The sequence below is a fragment of the Corallococcus sp. AB018 genome (assembly GCF_003986945.1).
GTDB classification, from domain to species: domain Bacteria; phylum Myxococcota; class Myxococcia; order Myxococcales; family Myxococcaceae; genus Corallococcus; species Corallococcus exiguus.
Map to the genome: position 1 here is coordinate 1 of NZ_RAWR01000212.1, position 18,304 is coordinate 18,304.

Annotated in this window: 14 protein-coding genes; 9 read left to right on the top strand and 5 right to left on the bottom strand. The window is 70.8% G+C overall.

What is annotated here, in order from left to right; genetic code table 11:
- Positions 1 to 93 precede the first annotated feature (93 nt).
- A complete protein-coding gene (locus tag D7Y11_RS33795; RefSeq protein WP_126935757.1) occupies positions 94 to 1,662 on the bottom strand; it encodes an AMP-binding protein in 1,569 nt (522 codons plus the stop codon).
- Between the two features lie 166 nt (positions 1,663 to 1,828).
- On the opposite strand from D7Y11_RS33795, the gene D7Y11_RS33800 reads away from it, so the two are divergent.
- Together D7Y11_RS33800 and D7Y11_RS33805 are read left to right on the top strand one after the other, a co-directional pair.
- Complete coding sequence (locus D7Y11_RS33800; protein ID WP_126935758.1) at positions 1,829 to 2,431, top strand: hypothetical protein; 603 nt, start codon at positions 1,829 to 1,831, stop codon at positions 2,429 to 2,431.
- Positions 2,432 to 2,446: 15 nt separating this feature from the next.
- Positions 2,447 to 3,016, top strand: a complete 570-nt coding sequence (locus tag D7Y11_RS33805; protein WP_126935759.1) for a hypothetical protein — start codon at positions 2,447 to 2,449, stop codon at positions 3,014 to 3,016.
- Positions 3,017 to 3,021: 5 nt separating this feature from the next.
- Here the strand turns inward: D7Y11_RS33805 and D7Y11_RS33810 are convergent, their stop codons facing one another.
- Positions 3,022 to 4,110, bottom strand: coding sequence for a hypothetical protein (locus tag D7Y11_RS33810; protein WP_126935760.1), 1,089 nt, complete (start codon positions 4,108 to 4,110; stop codon positions 3,022 to 3,024).
- A 218-nt stretch (positions 4,111 to 4,328) separates the two neighbouring features.
- Here D7Y11_RS33810 and D7Y11_RS33815 point away from each other — a divergent pair, with 218 nt between their 5' ends.
- The 5 genes from D7Y11_RS33815 to D7Y11_RS33835 all read left to right on the top strand — a co-directional run bounded on the left by D7Y11_RS33815 (position 4,329) and on the right by D7Y11_RS33835 (position 11,811).
- The gene (locus D7Y11_RS33815; RefSeq protein WP_126935761.1) at positions 4,329 to 5,573 is read left to right on the top strand and encodes an HlyD family secretion protein; all 1,245 of its coding nucleotides are present in this window, start codon (positions 4,329 to 4,331) and stop codon (positions 5,571 to 5,573) included.
- Positions 5,570 to 6,316, top strand: a complete 747-nt coding sequence (locus D7Y11_RS33820) for an ABC transporter ATP-binding protein (protein WP_120580605.1) — start codon at positions 5,570 to 5,572, stop codon at positions 6,314 to 6,316. The genes D7Y11_RS33815 and D7Y11_RS33820 overlap by 4 nt, the downstream gene beginning before the upstream one ends.
- 15 nt (positions 6,317 to 6,331) lie before the next feature.
- Positions 6,332 to 8,752, top strand: coding sequence for an ABC transporter permease (locus tag D7Y11_RS33825; RefSeq protein WP_126935762.1), 2,421 nt, complete (start codon positions 6,332 to 6,334; stop codon positions 8,750 to 8,752).
- Between the two features lie 42 nt (positions 8,753 to 8,794).
- Positions 8,795 to 10,201 (top strand): sigma-54 dependent transcriptional regulator, encoded by a 1,407-nt coding sequence (locus tag D7Y11_RS33830; protein ID WP_233597420.1) that lies wholly within the window; start codon positions 8,795 to 8,797, stop codon positions 10,199 to 10,201.
- Positions 10,202 to 10,500: 299 nt separating this feature from the next.
- Positions 10,501 to 11,811 carry a PAS domain-containing sensor histidine kinase gene (locus D7Y11_RS33835; RefSeq protein ID WP_121755286.1) on the top strand — a complete coding sequence of 437 codons (1,311 nt, stop codon included), beginning with the start codon at positions 10,501 to 10,503 and terminating at the stop codon, positions 11,809 to 11,811.
- On the opposite strand, the gene D7Y11_RS33840 is transcribed toward D7Y11_RS33835, so the two are convergent.
- From D7Y11_RS33840 to D7Y11_RS33850, 3 genes are all read right to left on the bottom strand, one after another.
- Positions 11,780 to 12,298 carry a hypothetical protein gene (locus tag D7Y11_RS33840; RefSeq protein ID WP_120580609.1) on the bottom strand — a complete coding sequence of 173 codons (519 nt, stop codon included), beginning with the start codon at positions 12,296 to 12,298 and terminating at the stop codon, positions 11,780 to 11,782. The genes D7Y11_RS33835 and D7Y11_RS33840 overlap by 32 nt on opposite strands.
- Before the next feature lie 143 nt (positions 12,299 to 12,441).
- Positions 12,442 to 13,719 (bottom strand): hypothetical protein, encoded by a 1,278-nt coding sequence (locus tag D7Y11_RS33845; RefSeq protein WP_126935763.1) that lies wholly within the window; start codon positions 13,717 to 13,719, stop codon positions 12,442 to 12,444.
- 1 nt (position 13,720) lies between these two features.
- On the bottom strand, positions 13,721 to 16,501 hold the full coding sequence (locus tag D7Y11_RS33850) for a TonB-dependent receptor (protein ID WP_126935764.1): 2,781 nt from the start codon (positions 16,499 to 16,501) through the stop codon (positions 13,721 to 13,723).
- 412 nt (positions 16,502 to 16,913) lie between these two features.
- On the opposite strand from D7Y11_RS33850, the gene D7Y11_RS33855 reads away from it, so the two are divergent.
- Positions 16,914 to 18,023 (top strand): GRAS family protein, encoded by a 1,110-nt coding sequence (locus D7Y11_RS33855; protein ID WP_120581460.1) that lies wholly within the window; start codon positions 16,914 to 16,916, stop codon positions 18,021 to 18,023.
- Positions 18,020 to 18,304: CinA family protein (locus D7Y11_RS33860; RefSeq protein WP_148139248.1), on the top strand; the 285-nt coding region annotated here is incomplete at its 3' end. The genes D7Y11_RS33855 and D7Y11_RS33860, both read left to right, overlap by 4 nt.

Below are 18,304 nucleotides of genomic sequence, written 5' to 3' on the forward strand. Positions count from 1 at the left end.
GTGTCGGACTTCAGGCGGTGGCTCCATTTTCTCTCGCCCGAGAAGGTAGGTCCGCGCGCCAGTTCGGCCAGGGGACGGTGTGCGTTCTGTTGGTCAGGTGGCGGTGGATGTGGCCTGGGAGCCGGCCAGGCGCTCCTTGAGGATGTGTTTCTGGACCTTTCCGAGGGCGTTGCGGGGCAGGGCGTCGGTGAAGACGACGCGGCGCGGCTTCTTGAAGGCAGCGAGCCGTTCGCGGCACCAGTCCACCAGGGCCTGGGCGTCGGTGGAGGCGCCGGGGTGGGGGACGATGACGGCGACGACCTGCTCACCGAAGTCCGGGTCGGGCAGGCCCAGGACGGCGGCCTCGGCGACGGCGGGGTGCGCGGTGAGGACCTCTTCGACTTCGCGGGGGTAGATGTTGAAGCCACCGCTGATGATGAGCTCCCGGGCCCGGCCGGTGATGCGCAGGAATCCGTCCGGGTCCCATTCGCCCAGGTCGCCGGTGCGGAACCAGCCCTCGGCGTCGAAGGCTTCGGCGGTGGCGTCCGGGCGGCGCCAGTAGCCGGTGAAGACGTGGGGGCCACGGACTTCGATTTCGCCTGTTTCGCCGCGGGGCAGGGGCTGGCGGGAGCGCACGTCCACGACGCGGGCCTCCTGGCCGGGGAAGGGCATGCCCACGGTGCCGGGGCGGCGTTCGCCGTCGTAGGGCTGGGTGGTGTTCATGATCGTTTCGGTCATCCCGTAGCGCTCCAGGATGCGGGCGCCGAAGCGCGCCTCGATGTCCAGGCACAGCTGGGGGCTCAGGGGGGCGGAGCCGGAGACCCACAGGCGCAAGGGATGCGGCGTCACGCCGGTGCGGCGGGATTCCTCCAGGAGGCGGCCGTACATGGTGGGCACGCCGAAGAAGAGGGTGAGGGACGCGTCGTCGTGCAGGGCGGTGAGCGCTTCGGAGGCGACGAAGCGGCGGCGCAGGTCCGCGCTGGCGCCGGTGAAGAGGGTGCCGTGGAGGCCCACCATGAGGCCGTGGGTGTGGAAGAGGGGAAGGGTGAGCAGGAGCCGATCCGCGTCGGTCCAGCGCCAGGCTTCGGTGACGGCGCGCACGTTGGAGAGCAGCTGCCGGTGCTGGAGCATGGCGCCCTTGGAGCGGCCGGTGGTGCCGGACGTGTAGCCCAGCACGGCGAGGTCCTCCGCGCGAGGCAGGGGCAGGGGCGCGGTGGATGAGGCGCCCTGTATGAGAACCTCCTGGAACGCCACGGTTGGGAGGGACGCGGGGAGCCCGGGGAGAGGCGGCTCCGCGGTGATGAGCCATTGCAGGGACGGGAGCTGGTCACGCAGCGGCGCGAGCTCCGAGGCGCCAGCGGTGCCGGTGACGCAGACCTTCACCTCGGCGTCGGAGAGGATGTGGGCCAGCTCCACCTGACGGTAGGCCGTATTGACGAGCACGGCGACGCAGCCCGCGGCCTGGACACCCAGCCAGGTGATGACGAACGCGTCGCTGTTCTCCAGGAAGAGCGCGACGCGGTCGCCCGGAGCCAGCCCCCGGACCTTGAGTCCGCGAGCAAACGCGGTGACCCGCTCCGCCAGCTGTCCTCGCGTGTACGTGGTCCCCTCGAAGGAGATCAGCGGGCGAGAGGGCTCGTGACGGGCGTGGTCCAGGAACACTTCAAGCAGGGAGGCCGGCATGGCGCGCGAGCCTACCTGGAAGGGATAGGCTGGGCGCATGTCCGTGCGTTGGCGATGGTTGTGGATGACAGGGCTGCTCGCGAGCCTGTCGTGCTCCGCGCCCCAGCCCACGCCCGGTGTCGTCCGGGGCAGACCTGGAGAGAGGCTGGCAAGTCTTCCGGGACCGATGCCCGGCTTCGGCCCGTTCGACACCTTCTCCGACGCGTTGATGGCCGCGTGTCCCGTGATTCTTTCCCAGCCCCATGCGACCGCTGGCCGCAAGGGAGCCCAGGACTTCAATATCCGCTGGCGCATCTCGAAGGAGTACTGCGCCTGGCTGTATTACACGCCGGTCGGCAAGTACGAGATGAGCATGCTGACGGACCAGTCAGCGCAGGACGACCTGGACCGCAGGCGCAGTTGCCTGCTGCCCGAGACTGTCGATGACTCTCGTTTCCCGCCAGGAAGCCTCAAGTACGTCTTCGCGCTGCACAACCATCCCTATGAGGGACATCTCTCCGACGGCGACCTCCGGATGATCGTCTCCATGGGACGCGTCCATGGATGGGTCATGGATGTCGGAGGGAAGAAGGTCCCCCTGTCGATCGTCGCGTTCTTCTCGAACTCCGACGGCCTGGACCATCCCTCATGTGACGGTTTCTTCCAGTACATCCCGGTGACAGGCGAACTGAAGAAGTGGACCGGTGGAGTCCGCGGTGGATGGCGCCAGGAAGTGCTGGGTACGGTCACCTGGCAGGATGAGACGCACTACCGGATCGATGAGAAGTAGCCGCCAGGAGCCTTCATGAAGAAGACCTATTCCATCCTGGCCTCCGCGCTCGTGCTGGCGGGCTGCATGAGAGCCGCCGCGCCGTCTCCCTCGAACTCCGAGGAGGACCCCTCCATCGCCTTCCCGCCGTTCTTCGCGCAACCCGCTGTCTCACTGGGGTCCGAAGGCACGGTGTACGAACTGGATGGCGACACGCTGCGAGCACTCACCGTCGCCGCCCGGGACCTGCTTCCACCGCGAGACACCTCCGTGTCGTGTGGAAGCCGCTGGGAATCTCAGCAGTACCGCGTCGTCCGGCAGGGCGACGTCATCTTCATCCGCATCGATGAAGATCCGAAGGCCTGTGGCCGTACACATCCCGCGCTGGACTCCGGCGCGAGCTACGCCATCCACCGGGATGGCCGGATCCTCCGGCGGCTCATCGACGGCCAGCCCGATGTCGCGAAGCCCGAGGATGCCGGCGTGTCCGCCACGCCCGGAGAGCCCGGAACCGCGTCTCCAGAAGCGCTGGGCGACGGGCCCTCCCCGTTCCTGCCGCGCTCCTGGCAGGACGCGGGCTCACCGGCTCCCTCGCCCCGCCCGTAGCACCGCTAGAAGATCGACATGCCCAGCGTGACGCTGCACAGGAAGCCGCCGTGCTGGCTGGTGCCGATATCGAGCGCGTCGAAGAGGTTCGGGTCGCGGCCGTCCGACGTGGTCCAGTTGTCCTCACGCAGGCGGAAGCCCCAGCCCGCGCGCAGACCCAGGTACATGGGGCCCATCGACTGGCGCATGCCCACCGCCAGCGTCGCCACCGGCGTGAACAGCTTCTCCGTCGTGTACACCTCGGACTCGTCGCCGATGGTGAGCGTGGTCGTCGACGTCGTGCCCATGTTGAAGCTCATGCCCGCCTCCAGGAACGGGCTCGTGCGCACCTCGCCCAGCGGATACAGGCGCGCCACCGGACCCACGCGGAAGCCCCAGGCGCCCGTGCCGGCGCTCAGGTTGAGCCCCAGGATGGGCGCCACCCGGTACTCCAGCTCGCCGCCGAAGATGCCGGACGGGCTGTTGAAGCCCAACGCCAGGCCCAGGTCCAGGTTCGTCCGGCCACCGCGCCGGGGAGGCAGCTGCGGGCTTTCCGTCTCGCGCCCCATCGAGTCCCCGTCCATGCCCTCATAACGGGACGCGTCGTTGCTCGAACGCTCCGACACCAGCGAGTCCGAGTCCGCCGCGGCGGGCACCTCGCCCGTCGCCACCGGCATCTCCTGGCTCGCGGCCTCCAGCTTCTGGGCCTCGGCCAGCACCGCCTGCGCCATCACCACCGAGCCCTTGTCGCTCAGGCTGGGATTGGCGAAGTCGTACGACAGCGTCTTGGTGCGCACCGGCGCGTGCGTCGTGGCCAGCTGATACGTCAGCCGGTACTTCTCCCCGGCCCGCGTCACCTTCGCGCTCACCGTCACGTCGGGCGAACCCTCGTGCTGGGGGTCCATCAGGATGGCTTCCGTGGTGGCGCTCTTCAGCGCCTCCTCGATGCCGTAACGCGTGCGCTCCGCCACGGTGCTCGCGGTCAGCCCGCTGGCGTCCACTTCGCTGCCCACGTCCGTGAGCTGGAGGTACAGGGCGTCGGCGAAGGCGGAGAAGGGCAGAAGGGTGGCGGCCAGCAGGATGCCGGCGCGCGTCCGCGGGGCGGTGGAGCGCATGGGGTGTTCCTCGAAATTGTGTGGGAATTGAATCGAGCAAGCAGACGGCCTGACGCTGTTTCTATTCACCCCCAGCACACTTCTTCGCGGTGTCCGTTCCTGGGACGCGCCCTTCGCGCAAGCGGTCAACGCCGCCGGCCTCCCCTCAGCCGTCCTCGTGTTTCCGGGCGCTTGCACCGGCTCGAAGCCCTGGCACACGGCTCGCTATGGCCCGGGGCGTGGACATCCCGAAGGCCCGAGCACCCCGCCGCAAACCCTATCTCCTGGCCGCCCTGGGCCTCGCCGCGCTCGTGACGGTGACGGTGGGCCTGTCCCGGCTGCGCCCCGCCGCGCCCACCGTGGACAAGGCCTCGGTGTGGCTGGACACGGTGAAGCGCGGCCCGCTGGTGCGCCAGGTGAAGGGCACCGGGTCGCTGGTGCCTGAATCCATCCGCTGGCTCACCGCCGACACCGCCGGCCGCGTGGAGCGCATCCACGTGAAGCCCGGCGCCACCGTCACCGCCGGCACGCTCCTCATGGAGCTGTCCAACCCGGACGTGCAGCTCCAGGCCCTGGAAGCCGAACGCCAGCTCGCGAGCGCCGAAGGAGACTTCCTGGAGCTGCGCGAACTGCTCCAGACGCAGCGGCTGTCCCAGCAGGCCGCCGTGGCCGCCCTCACCGCCGAGTCCGCTGACGCCACCCGCCGCGCCCAGGCCAACGCGACGCTCTTCCAGAAGGCCTTCGTCGGAGACCTGGAGACGCGCCAGGCGCAGGAGAAGGCGCAGGAGGCGGGCCAGCGTCTGGAGTTGGAGCGCCAGCGCCTGGACGTCATGTCCCAGAGCCTGCGCCAGCGTCTGGCTTCACAGCAGGAGCAGGTGGAGCGGCTGAAGGCCGTGGCGCGCTTCCGCCGTCAGCAGGTGGAGTCCATGAAGGTGCTCGCGGGCGAGGACGGCGTGCTCCAGGAGCTGCCGCTGGAGCTGGGCCAGTGGGTGACGCCCGGCGTGCTCCTGGCCAAGGTGGTGAAGCCGGAGCGGCTCAAGGCGGAGCTGAGAATCGCGGAGACGCAGGCGCGCGACATCCTCCCGGGCCTGAAGGCGCAGGTGGACACGCGCAACGGCGTGGTGGAGGGCACCGTGGCGCGAGTGGCCCCCGCGGCCAGCCAGGGCACGGTGCGCGTGGAGGTGTCGCTGCCAGACGCGCTGCCCAAAGGCGCCCGTCCGGACCTCACCGTGGAGGGCACCGTGGAGCTGGAGCGGCTGGACGACGTGCTGTCCGTGGGCCGTCCGGCGGGAGCCCAGTCGGAGAGCACGCTGGCGCTCTTCCGGCTGCTGCCCGGAGGCGACGAGGCGGTGCGCATCCCCGTGAAGCTGGGCCGCGGCTCGGTGAACGCGGTGGAGGTCGTGCAGGGACTTTCAGAAGGCGATCAGGTGGTGCTGTCGGACATGACCGCGTGGGATGCGGTGGAGCGCGTGAGGCTGCGATGATGACGACGATGACGAACGACCGCGATGCGAAGGCCGTGGCCCCGGGTGCGGTGCCGGGCAAAGCGCTGCTCCAACTCGATGGGCTCACCAAGGTGTTCGAGACGGAGGAGGTGGAGACGCACGCCCTCTCCAACATCCAGCTCACCATCCGTCAGAACGAATGGGTGGCCATTGTCGGCCCGTCCGGCTCTGGCAAGTCCACGCTGCTCGCGGTGCTGGGGCTGCTCGACACCGCCACGCGCGGCAGCTACCTGCTGGATGGCCGGAGCGTGCTGGAGCTGTCGCCCACGGACCGGGCGAAGGTGCGCAACCAGCACATCGGCTTCATCTTCCAGAGCTTCAACCTCATCGGCGACCTGACCGTCTTCGAGAACGTGGAGCTGCCGCTCACCTACCGGGGACTGCCCGCGCAGGACCGCAAGCAGCGCGTGGAGCGGGCCCTGGAGCGCGTGGGCATGGCGCACCGGGCGCGGCACCTGCCGGGGCAGCTGTCCGGCGGTCAGCAGCAGCGCGTGGCGGTGGCGCGCGCCGTGGCGGGAGACCCCCTCATCCTCCTGGCGGACGAGCCCACCGGTAACCTGGACTCGAAGAACGGCGAGGCGGTGATGCAGCTCTTGTCCGACCTGCACAAGGCGGGCTCCACCCTCTGCATGGTGACGCACGACCCGGCGCACGCGCGCATCGCCACGCGCACGGTGAGCCTGTTCGACGGCCGCGTCGTGCAGGACGAACAGCTGCGCTGAAGCGGGGACACGGCCATGGAACACCTGCTCGGTGACTTGCGCTACGCGTGGCGCTCCCTGAAGAACGCCCCTGGCTTCGTGGCGGTGGCGGTGCTGACACTGGCCCTGGGCATCGGCGCGAACAGCGCTGTGTTCAGCGTGGTGAAGGGCGTGCTGCTCACTCCGCCGCCGTTCACCCAGCCGGAGCGGCTGGTGTTGCTGGCCCCGAACTTCGACGCCTTCGGTCTCAAAGAGGTGTCGAACTCCATCCCCGAGTATCGAGACCTGAATACGCACACGAAGGCCTTCACGTCGCTGTCGGCCTTCCGGCCCGACGACATGACGCTCACCGGTGCGGAGTCGCCCCGGCGCCTGCGCGTCGTCATCGCCACGGCGTCGTTCCTGCCCACGCTGGGCGTCTCGCCGGTGCTGGGCCGGGGCTTCACGCAAGAAGAGGAGACGCCGGGTCAGGACAAGGTCGTCGTGCTCACGGACGCCGCGTGGCGCACGCACTTCGCGAAGGACCCGGAGGTGCTGGGGCGTGAGCTGCGATTGGACGGCGTGCCGCACACGGTGGTGGGGGTGCTGCCTCCGGGTGGCGTCTACCCGGAGGACACGGAGGTCGTGTTGCCCTTCGCGCCCACGCCGCAGCAGCAGGAGGAGTCCCGGCGCGGCAACCGCTTCCTGAGCGTGATGGCGCGGCTCAAGCCGGGCATGACGCTGGACGCGGCGCGAGCGGACCTGGTGCGCATGGGCAACGCGCGCTCGGCGGACCTGGTGGACCAGTACAAGCAGGCGGGGTGGTCCATGAGCGTGAAGTCGCTGGAGGACCACGTGGTGGGCGGGGTCCGCGAGACGCTGTGGCTGCTCTGGGGCGCGGTGGGCTTCGTGCTGCTGGTGGCGTGCTCCAGCGTGGCCAACCTGCTGCTCGCGAGGGCGGTGTCGCGAGGCCGCGAGGTGTCCATCCGCGCGGCGCTGGGAGCGGGCCGGATGCGGCTGGTGGCGCAATTCCTCACGGAGAGCCTGGTGTTGTCGCTGGTGGCGGGCGCGGTGGGGCTGCTGCTGGCGCTCTGGGGCACGGATGCGCTGGTGGCCACGGTGGGCGAGGGCCTGCCCCGGGCCCATGGCGTGAAGCTGGACGTGGCCTCCGTGCTCTTCACGTTGGCGGTGTCGGTGCTCACGGGCGTGCTCTTCGGGCTGGTGCCCGCGCTCCAGGCCAGCCGCGTGGACCTGCACGCGGCGATGCGTGAAGGCGCACGCGCAACAGGCAGCCACCGCACGAGCCGGCTGCGCGCCGCGCTGGTGGTGGCGCAGGTGTCGCTCGCGCTGGTGTTGCTGGTGGGCGCGGGCCTGTTCGTGAAGAGCTTCCTCGCGCTCCAGCGCGTGGACGCGGGCTTCGAGTCCGAAGGCGTGCTCACCGGGGCGCTCGCGCTGCCGAAGGTGCAGTACCCGGACCGGCCGAAGCAGGCGGCCTTCCTGCAGGCCCTGTTGCCCCGGCTCCAGGCGCTGCCGGGCGTGGAGTCCGCGGGGCTGACGAACGTGCTCCCGCTGGGGGGCGCCATGGACAACAGCTTCGACATCGACGGGCGTCCGCGTCAGCCGGGCGAGCTGTGGAAGGCGGTGGAGTTCCGCGCCCTCACCCCCGGCTACCTGCACGCGTTGCGCGTCCACCTGCGGCAGGGCCGGTTGCTGGTGGACTCGGATGGGCCGGACGCGCCCTGGGCGGTGGTCATCAACCGCTCCTTCGCGGACCTCTTCTGGCCGAAGGGCGACGCGCTGGGGCAGCGGTTGAAGTTGCACGGCCAGGACATGCAGTGGACCACGGTGGTGGGCGTCGTGGACGACCTGCGCGAGTGGGGCCTGGACGTGCCGGCGCGCCCGGCGGCGTACTACTCGCTGTCGCAGCTGCCGTCCGTGTACATGGGCCTGGCGGTGCGCGTGAAGTCCGGGGACCCGGAGGCCTTGCGCGCCCAGGTGGAGGCGGAGGTGCGCGCGGTGGACGCGGACCTGCCGCTGTTCGACGTGTCCTCGCTCACGCACCGGATGGACCAGTCCACGGGCCCCCGGCGGTTGTCCGCGCTGGTGATGGGCCTGTTCGCGGGCGTCGCGCTGCTGCTCGCGGCGCTGGGGCTGTCGGGCGTCATCGCCTTCTCGGTGACGCAGCGCACGCGGGAGCTGGGCATCCGCATGGCGTTGGGCGCGGCGCGAGGCGACGTGCTGCGGCTGGTGCTGGCGCAGGGCCTGCGGCTGTCGCTCACGGGCGTGGCGGTGGGGCTGTGCCTGTCCTTGGGACTGGCGCGGCTGTTGGGGTCGCTGCTGTATGGCGTGTCGGTGGACGACCCGTGGACGTTCGGCGGGGTCGCGCTGCTGCTGACGGGGGTGGCGCTGGGGGCGTCGTGGCTGCCTGCTCGACGGGCGACGCGCGTGGACCCCATCATCGCGCTCCGGGCCGACTGACCTCCCTCCTTTCTGGCACAGTTCATCACCGTGGCGTCCTCCGTGTCCGAACCCACCGCTTCCTCTCCGCGTACCACCCGCATCCTCGTGGCCGACGACCAGCCGGACGTGCTGGAGGCGTTGCGGCTGTTGCTCAAGCGCGACGGCTACACGGTGGTGAGCGCGCAGTCCCCCGCGGGCGTGAAGGCCACGCTGGACGCGGAGGACGTGGAGCTGGTGTTGATGGACCTCAACTACGCACGCGACACCACGTCCGGGCGCGAGGGCCTGGACCTGCTGGGCGAGCTGCGCGCGAGGGACGCGCTGCTGCCCGTGGTGGTGATGACGGCGTGGGGCAGCGTGGAGGGCGCGGTGGAGGCGATGCGCCTGGGCGCGCGCGACTACGTGCAGAAGCCCTGGGACAACACGCGCCTGCTGGCCACGCTGCGCACGCAGCTGGAGCTGTCCCGGGCGTTGAAGCGCGGCCGGCGGCTGGAGGAGGAGAACCAGCACCTGCGCCGCGAGCAGGGCGGACGCTCTCCGTTGGTGGGCGAGTCGCGGGCGATGCTGCCGGTGCGCAGGCTCATCGAGCGGGTGGCGCCGTCGTCCGCGCCGGTGCTGGTGACAGGGGAGCACGGCACGGGCAAGGAGGTGGTGGCGCGGCTCCTCCACGCGGCGAGCACGCGCGCGGACCGGCCCTTCGTCGCGGTGAACTCCGGCGGCCTGTCCGAGGGCGTCTTCGAGAGCGAGCTCTTCGGTCACGTGAAGGGAGCCTTCACGGATGCGAAGGCGGACCGCATCGGCTGCTTCGAGCTGGCGGACGGCGGCACGCTCTTCCTGGATGAGATTGGGAACATGCCGCTCACGCAGCAGGCGAAGTTGCTGCGGGTGCTCCAGACGGGGGAGTTGCACCCGGTGGGCTCGTCACGGACGCGGCGCGTGGACGTGCGAGTGGTGAGCGCGACGAACGTGGACCTGGGCCGGGCGGCGGCGGAGGGCCGCTTCCGCGAGGACCTGCTCTACCGGCTCAACACGGTGGAGGTGCAGCTGCCGCCGCTGCGGGAGCGGCGCGAGGACATCCCGTTGCTCGCGACGCACTTCCTGGCGGCGCAGGGACAGCGCTACGGCCGTCCCAACATCCACCTGGCACCGGGAGCACTGGAGGCGCTCATCGCGTATCCGTGGCCGGGCAACGTGCGCGAACTGGAGCACGCGGTGGAGCGCGCGCTGCTGATGGCGGTGGGGGACCGCGTGGAGGCGGAGGACCTGCTGCTCAAGCGGATGGGCCCGCCGGGCGGAGGGAGCACGCGCCTGGAGGAGATGACGCTGGAGGAGGTGGAGCGCTACCTCATCGAGCGCGCCCTCGGCCGGCATGACGGCAACGTGAGCGAAGCAGCGAAGGCGCTGGGCCTGTCGCGCAGCGCGCTCTACCGGCGGCTCCAGTACTACGGCATCAAGGGCGCAAGGTGAAACGCGGTTCCCCGGAGCCGCAAGGCCCGAGCGCCAAGACGCACGAGGAGGAGCGCGGGGCGCCATCGCCGAACGCCCCGAGCGGCACTGCGCACTCGGAGGCGCGGCAGGGGCCGGTACCGCAAGGTCCGAGCGCTGCGAGGCACGCAGAGGCGAGGCCGGAGCCAGCACCGCAAGGCTCGAGCGCCAAGACGCACGAGGAGGAGCGGCAGGTTCCGGCGCCGCACGACTCGCGCATCACGAAGCACGCGCAGGATGCGCACGAATCGAACGCGCGCGTGCCGTACGACCTTCGAGTGATGTGGCTCGCGGTCCTCGCGGGTCTGCCCGCGGTCCTCGTCACGCTCGCGCTCCTCTGGACGGGGGACTTCACCGCCAAGGTGCGTTGGACGCTGTCCGTCCTGGTGGTGGGCATCCACGCCGGAGCCTGTCTGGCGCTCCGAGAGCGCGTCGTGCGCCCCCTGCACACCGTCGCGGGCCTGCTGGCCGCCCTGCGCGAAGGGGACTACTCCGTGCGGGGCAGGGGCGGGCGCGCGGGCGATCCGCTCGGTGAGGTGCTCCTGGAGGTCAACGCCCTGGGCGACACCCTGCGCGAACAGCGGCTGGGCGCGATGGAGGCCGGCGCGCTGCTGGGCCAGATCATGGAGGCCATCGACGTCGCGGTGCTCGCCTTCGACGCCTCCGGCACCCTCAAGCTGGTGAACCGCGCGGGCGCCCGGCTCGTGGGTCTGCCGCGCGCGCAGTTGTTGGGCCAGCGCGCCGAAGCCCTCGGCTGGAGCGACCTGCTGGAAGGCCCCGCCCCCCGCCGCCTCACGCGAGTCTTCGCGCAGCAGGACGGCGGCCCCTACGAACTGTGGCGAGGCACCTTCCGCGAAGGCGGCCAGCCCCACCAACTCGTCGTGCTCACCGACCTGCGTCTGGCATTGCGTGAAGAAGAGCGCGAAGCCTGGCGCCGGCTGGTCCGCGTGCTCAGCCACGAGATCAACAACTCCCTCACCCCCATCCAATCCATCGCGGACGCCCTAAGAGACACCGTCACCCAGGTGCCGCGCCCCGCGGACTGGGAGGAGGACACCCGTCACGGCCTGGGCATCATCGCCCGCCGAGCGGAGGCGCTGTCCCGCTTCATGTCCGCCCACGCGCGGCTCGCGCGCCTGCCTCCACCCACGCTGGGCCCCGTCGAAGTGGAGCCCTGGGTGCGGCGAGTGGTGGCCCTGGAGCCGCGCCGCCCCGTCGCCGTGCGCCCTGGCCCCGTCCTCACCGTGTCCGGAGATGGAGACCAGCTGGAGCAACTGCTCATCAACCTGGTGCGCAACGCCGTGGACGCGGTCCTGTCGGAAGAGGGCGTGGGCGGTGTCTGGGTTTCCTGGGCGGTGCACTCGCCGGGCGCGGTGGAGGTCTGGGTGGAGGATGAGGGCCCCGGCCTCTCGGACACCGCGAACCTCTTCGTGCCCTTCTTCACCACCAAGCCCCAGGGCAGTGGCATCGGCCTGGCGCTCAGCCGGCAGATCGCCGAAGCGCACGGAGGCAGCCTGCGCCTGGAGAACCGCACGGACGGCCGAGGCTGCCGCGCGAGGCTCAGGCTCCCGCTGGACGCTCCGCGCGCGTGAAGCGCTTCTTGCCGGACGGGGCTTGGGGGCCCGTGGGCGCGGCGGGAACGGCTTCAGGCTCCGGCATGGGCGCGGCCAGCCGGTAGAGCAGCGCGGTCGCCGCCCAGAAGAACAGCACGGTGAAGCCCACGTGGATCCATCGCGCCTCGGACCACTGCTGGAGCGAGCGCGGCAGTGCCTCCAGCGCGACGAAGCCGCCCAGCCACTGCCCCAGCCAACAGAGCGCCGTCACCCACACCACGCGCTGCCACGAAGCCACCCGCGAGCGCCCGAAGGCATACCGGTGCAGGGCCCACAACAGCCCTACGGCGCAGCCCCACAGCGCCAGACGTGTCAGGGAAAGCCCTCGGTGCGAAGGACCCCATGGGTCCAGCTCCAGCACCCCGAAGCTCGGCGCCAGGATGAGCACCTGCACCAGCAGCACCCGGCGCACCCGCTCCGTCAATCCCTTGAGGAGCTGCCCATACGTCCAGGTCAGCGCAATCATCGGGGCCCTCCTCGGGCACGAATGAGCGGTGCTGCAGGTGAAGAACGGTTCGCCCTTTATTTCTTGATTTATTTGATTGGGCAGGACTCCCAGGCTCCACCCAGACAAGCAACTTCCGGGGGTTGGATGGTCATCCGTAATGACTATTCAAAGATGGACAATTCAGAGAGGGTATAGAACTCAGCAGGTGGGGAGGTTCCGTCGTAGCCAAGAGATTCCACGGAGAGCCGCACGAAGCGCACGGGCCCGGTGCTGGAGAGGGGCACGTCCTGGAAGACGGGCTCCTGGACGCCCAGGCGGAGCATCCCGTCCCCATAGGGAGATGCCCCCTCGGCAGACTCGGTGTAGAGGCCGAACGTCGCATCGCGCAGGGACTGCTCCAGCGGGCTCATGTCCCGCAGTACGACGCGCGCCAGGGATTGCCACTGTTCGCCGTCAACACTGCCCTCCAGGACGAGCCAATCCTTACCGCCCCTGCCTTGCAGGTAGTACAGCCCGCGCACCACCGCGCGGCGCGGCAGGGCCGGCTGGGGCAGGGTGATGACGACGTTGTGGAAGCGGGGGTCGGTCTCCTTCTCCCAGAAGTCCACCGGGGTGAGCAGGCCATCCGTCCATGGACAGACATCCGGAAAGGACGGCTCGCACGTCGCGCCGCGACTGATGGGGCGCAGCGTCCCTGCGGGCAGCGGTTCGGCGCCGGTGCGCCATTCCTGCCGGAAATAGACGGAGCTGGACTCACCGCCCAGCGGAGAGAACAACCACGAGCCCATGCTGGCGGCGCGCAGCCGCACCTGGGGCGCGGCGAAGTCCTCCAGCACGTACGGGCTCGGCGTCCATGGGGACTCCGTGCCCTTCTGCCGCCAGAGCAGCTCGCCGCCGGACGTGACCCACAGCAGGGGCTCCGGGGCGGTGGGCAGCAGGGGAATCGTCGAACCGTCGTCGGCGAGCAGCTCCAGCGTGTCGCCGGTCTCCGGCACGGGAGGTGCCGGGGGCGCGGGCGGGAAGGCCACGGTGGGGCCCTGGTCGCTGCTGCCCACGATCGGGCGCGCATCCCACGGCTTCAGCGTGGGCAGCTCCACGTCGTCCTGCAGGGTGAACGAGAGGAAGGTGCCGCTGCCGTCCGCGTCCAGCGGCAGCGCCAGCCGCAGGCGGTTCGAGCGCCTGTAGTAGTCCTCCTCGCGCACGGCGTCCCCGGACAGCATCTCCAGGGTGAAGTCGCCCGAGGCCTCCGTGGTGGCGGTGGTGAGCGGCGTGAAGACGTCGTCCTCCAGCCGCTCCAGGGTCAGCGTCTCGCCGGAGCGCGGCGTGCCGTCGCGGTGGAGCGCGCGGCCGTACGCGAAGATGGGGTCCTCGGGATAGCGGTCGCAGCCAGCGGTGGTGAAGGCCAGCAGTCCCAGGGAAGTGACGAGTGCGCGTCGCATGTCAGTAGGTCGCCTTGAGCCCGAAGAGGGGGAGGATGACGGGGATGCGCATGGGGACCCGCACGGGGCGGACGTCCTTGTGGGGGGAGCCCTCGTAGTCGCCGCCTTCGGAGCGGTACTCGTAGGCCACCACCTCCTGCTGTGCGGAGAGGTTGAGCACGTCGAGTGACGCATCCAGGGTGAAGTCCTGGTAGGCCCACGACTTCGCGATGCGCGCGTCCACGCGGAAGAACGGCGCCAGCCGCTGCGTGCGGTCCAAGTCCTGCCGCACCCATTCCGTCGAGCCGTCGCCGTTCGTCACCCAGCGCTGCGTCTGGGAGGTGAGCTGCCCCGTCTCCGGACGGCCGGTGTTGAAGTGCACCACCGTGCCCACGGTCCAGTTGTTGCCGAACTTGTAGCTGAGCGCGGCGTTGAAGGTGTGCGCCTGCTCGAAGGCGAAGGGCAGCGTGCCCTCCACCGTCTCCAGCACGCGGTTGTCGTCGCCGATGCGGGCGAAGCGCGCCTTCCGCTTGCTCTGCAGGAAGCTGTAGGACACCCAGCCGAACCAGTGGCGGCCCAGCGGATGGCGCGCCATCAGGTCGAAGCCGTAGGCGTAGCCGGTGGTGGCGGGGTCCTCGCCCAGGCCGCCCCGGCGGCGGCGGTTCTCCGCCACGTCCACTAGGTCGAACTCCACCGCGCGGGAGAGCGGGTTGAAGTACGCGTCCGCGCTCAGCTCCAGCCCCTCGAAGGCCTTCCACTCCGCGCCCACGTCGAACTGCGCGCCGGACTGGAGGCCGTAGCGCAGGCTCGCGGTGTCGACCGCGGGCACGTGCACGAGCACGGTGGGCGGCTGGTGGAACAGGCCCGCGCCGCCCTTGAGCGTGAGGGTGTCCGTCAGTGTGCGGCGTACGGACAGGCGCGGCTCCACCGCGGTGAAGGTCATGCCCGGTACCAGGTGGTACGCATCCACGCGCAGGCCCGGCGTCACCACCCAGTCTTCCGAGGGCTTCCACGTGACGGACGCATACGCGCCGGAGAAGGTGGCCAGCGCGCTGGGCCGCTTGAGCGGATCCGCGTCGTCGGAGGGCCGCCAGCCCGGAGGCCGCGCGGTGCCGATGAGCGTGGTGGCGGAGCGGCGGTGCTCCACGTCCGCGCCCACGGCCAGGTCCAGCGAGGACGTCAGCGTGCGGCGCCACCCCGCGCGCGCGGCGATGCTCGCCTGGCGCAGCCCGTACTCGCCCACCTTCTCGCGGAAGAGGTCGCCACCGGTGTCGCGCGTCCGCTCGCCGGTGAGGCCCAGGCCGTCCCAGCCCAGCGTGATGCCGACCTCGCCCTCGCCGTCCGCCACCGGGTGCGTGCCGCGCAGGTCGATGCGGTGGAAGCGCGACACGACGCCGGCCCCGTCCGCTTCGGCCCGCAGCTCCGGCGAGATGCCCACGTCGTCGGAGCTGCCCAGCGCGAACAGGCGCAGGCGGCCTTTGCCCACCTTCTGCTCGACGCGCGCCTGGTAGTCCCAGAAGCCCGCGCGCAGTCGCTCCGCTTCCGAGTTCTGCAAGGCATTGGCCGCCAGCGAGATGAGCAGCGCGGAGTAGCTGAAGCGGCCCGCCAGGCTGACGCTGGTGCCGGTGGACTCGAAGGGCTGCTCGATGAAGCCGCCCGCGTTGAGCAGGTCCGCGTACGCGGTGAAGTGCAGCCGGTCTTCGCGAGGACGGCTGAGGCGCCCCTCCACCGCGCCGCCCAGCACGCGGCCGTACTGCACCGGCGGCGTGCCCGGATAGAAGTCCACGGTGTCGATGAAGTCCGGGTGCACCACCGCGGGCCCGAGCAGCAGGTGGTACAGCATCGGGATGCGCACGCCGTCCAGGAAGAAGCCCGTGGCGGCGGGCTGGCTGCCACGCACCACCGGATAGCTGATGCCTGACGCGAGACTGCCCACGCCCGGCATCAGCATCACCACGCGGAACGGGTCGCCCAGCGTGCCGGGCACCTCGCGGATCTCCTGTTCGTGCAGGCTGATGCGGGTGACCTCCGTGCGTGGACGCTCGTCGCGCACGACGGTCTCGTAGGGGTTCACCTCGCGAGGCTGGAGCCGGTAGACGACCTGGAGCGTCTGTCCTTGCGTCAGCGTCTCCGTGAACACCGTCGTCGCATGACCAGGAGCGCGGACCTCCAGCGTGTGCGAGCCCGGCGATACGTCCACCGTGAAGAGACCCCGAGCGTCCGTGGTGGTGGCGGGCTGGAGCGCGCCGTCCAGGAAGAAGGCCGCGTCCTGTAGCGGGCGACGCGTGCCGCGTGCGCGCACCTCGCCGGTGATGCGTGTGGTGGAGGCGGGGACCTGCACGGGCGGCGTGAACCGGTAGACGAATGGAAGGCGCACGGCCACGGGAGTGCCAGCCAGTGTGGCCGGGATGAAGCGCAGGCCCGGGGCCGCGGCGAGCGCCGCGTCGGTAAGGCGAGGCTCGGCGGCGGCGCGCACCACCTTCGCCTCCGCGACGCGGCCTTCCACGTCCACCAGCAGCTCCAGCTCCACCTCGCCCGGCGTGCCCTCCAGTCCTTCAGGCCATGCGGCGGGAGCGTCGGCGGTGAGGCTGGGCGGCACGAGCGCCGTGTCACCTGCGTCCGGGGAGAAGCCCAGGCGGAGGGCGTCCTCGGCGGAGAGGGCCTGGCCGGCGTCGGTGGCGTGGACGTCCACCTCCACGGCGCGAGGCTCGCTGGTGGAGGAGGGCACGCCCTGTGCGAGGGCGGTCGATGCGGACAGGAGCACGAGCGTCAGCGCCAGGGGGGCGGCACGGGGGAGGAACATGGGCGGGCGCTTCAACACCGGACCCCCGCGAAAGTGACACCCGCGCTGGCGCCGGAGTGCTCCGGCCCGGCGAGGACACTGCATGCGTTCATGGATTCGGCCCAAGGCGCCCATGACTTCCCCGGCCCGTGGCGGAAGTCGGTTCACGGAGGGCATACGGACCGGGAGGCGAATCCCGGTGGTGCCTTTTCACGCGAAGTCTATGGGATGCAGTGCCAGGAGTCGCCGGGGCGCTCGAATCCCCCCGCCATTCCCCCCGCGCCGCGCCACTCCGTCCCCGAGGGCGGCGCGCTGTGCGAACGCGCACGGCCCTCTGTCCCGAGGTGCCGCCCCCTGGAGCCGCGCCACGGGCGGTCGTTACACTTTTTCATGTCGAGCGGAAGCCACGGCCAGGGTTCCGCGGGGAGGGCGCATGCGGACGCCGAAGGACGAACTGCTGCTCCGGGCGATGGACCATGCGTTGTCAGCGCGAACGATAGAGGCGGTCGAGGCGCTGGCCGCGCTCTATCGGTTGTTGGACGCGGAGCGCATTCCCGAGGACGAGAACTACGCCGTGTTCGCCACGGCATTGTCGCGCCGGTTGGAGGGCGCGACGGGCGCGCTGCATCCGTACCGGGCGTCGGAGGTGGACGGAGGCGCGCCACAGATTGAGTTGTTCCGGCGGTTGATGAAACACCTGCCGCTGGCGTCGGCGGCGGACGCGGTGGCGAACGCGCTGCTCGCGGACTTCCTGCGAGGGCACGCGGAGCCGACGCTGCTGGACGTGGGCATCGGGCAGGGGAGGCAGGAGTGCAACCTGCTGCGGGCGCTGGCGAGGACAGGAGCCCTGCCCCGGCACCTGACAGTGGTGGGAGTGGACCCCAGCGGCACGAGCCTGGTGGAGGCGCGCGACGCGGTGCTGGCGGTGGCGGACGAGGTGGGGCTGTCGCTCGAGTTCGTGAAGCTGGAGTCGCCGGTGGAGGACCTGGACGTGGCGACATGGGCGGCGTTGCGAGCCGTGCGCCGGCCGCTGGTGGTGAACGCGGCGTTCGCGATGCACCACGTGGCGGAGAAGGAGACGTCAGGCATGGAGGCGCGCGACGCGGTGTTGGCGAGGCTGGCGTCGCTGGGCCCGGTGGGCGTGGTGATGTGCGAGCCCCACGTGGATCACCACCGTGCACCGGCGCGTGAGCGATTGAAGAACGCGTGGAATCACTTCTCCCGCGTGTTCCAGTTGCTGGATACGTTGGAGATACCGAGCGCGGAGCGTCGCGCCATCAAGCGATTCTTCGGCCGGGAGGTGGATGACATCGTGGGCACGGTGAACGAATCGGAGCGGTGTGAGCGCCACGAGCCGGCCCTGGCCTGGTGGGAGCGGTTGCAGCGAGCAGGCTTTGCGCCGAGGGGCGGGCTGGAGGCGGTGTGTCCGGCGGACGTGCACCCGGCGGTGGGGCTGTGCGTGGAGGAGGGCACGGTGGGCATCACCTTCCGGGGCGACGTGCTGGTGTCGGTGCTGGCGGCGGTGCCGGGAGACGGCGCGTGAGCGACCTGGAGGCGTTGGCGCCGAAGGTCATCGCGAGGTGCCGTGAGGCCGGGGTGCGGCTGGCATTGGCGGAGGCGTGTACGGGAGGGCTGATGACGGCGGCGCTGACGGAGGTGCCGGGGGCATCGGCGGTGGTGGAGCGAGGGTTCGTGCCGTATTCGAACGAGTCGAAGGGAGAGCAGCTGGGGGTGCCGCTGGCGTTGTTGCAGGCGCACGGCTCAGTGAGCGCGGAGGCGGTGGGCGCGATGGCGGCGGGGGCGCTGGAGCGTTCGTGGGCGGAC

Coding starts and splice junctions, on each gene's coding strand:
- D7Y11_RS33800 (WP_126935758.1), top strand. CDS start 1,829: ATGCCCGGCTTCGGCCCGTTCGACACCTTCTCCGACGCGTTGATGGCC.
- D7Y11_RS33810 (WP_126935760.1), bottom strand. CDS start 4,110: ATGCGCTCCACCGCCCCGCGGACGCGCGCCGGCATCCTGCTGGCCGCC.
- D7Y11_RS33840 (WP_120580609.1), bottom strand. CDS start 12,298: ATGATTGCGCTGACCTGGACGTATGGGCAGCTCCTCAAGGGATTGACG.
- D7Y11_RS33855 (WP_120581460.1), top strand. CDS start 16,914: ATGCGGACGCCGAAGGACGAACTGCTGCTCCGGGCGATGGACCATGCG.
- D7Y11_RS33850 (WP_126935764.1), bottom strand. CDS start 16,501: ATGTTCCTCCCCCGTGCCGCCCCCCTGGCGCTGACGCTCGTGCTCCTG.
- D7Y11_RS33820 (WP_120580605.1), top strand. CDS start 5,570: ATGATGACGACGATGACGAACGACCGCGATGCGAAGGCCGTGGCCCCG.
- D7Y11_RS33845 (WP_126935763.1), bottom strand. CDS start 13,719: ATGCGACGCGCACTCGTCACTTCCCTGGGACTGCTGGCCTTCACCACC.
- D7Y11_RS33835 (WP_121755286.1), top strand. CDS start 10,501: ATGTGGCTCGCGGTCCTCGCGGGTCTGCCCGCGGTCCTCGTCACGCTC.
- D7Y11_RS33825 (WP_126935762.1), top strand. CDS start 6,332: ATGGAACACCTGCTCGGTGACTTGCGCTACGCGTGGCGCTCCCTGAAG.
- D7Y11_RS33795 (WP_126935757.1), bottom strand. CDS start 1,662: ATGCCGGCCTCCCTGCTTGAAGTGTTCCTGGACCACGCCCGTCACGAG.
- D7Y11_RS33805 (WP_126935759.1), top strand. CDS start 2,447: ATGAAGAAGACCTATTCCATCCTGGCCTCCGCGCTCGTGCTGGCGGGC.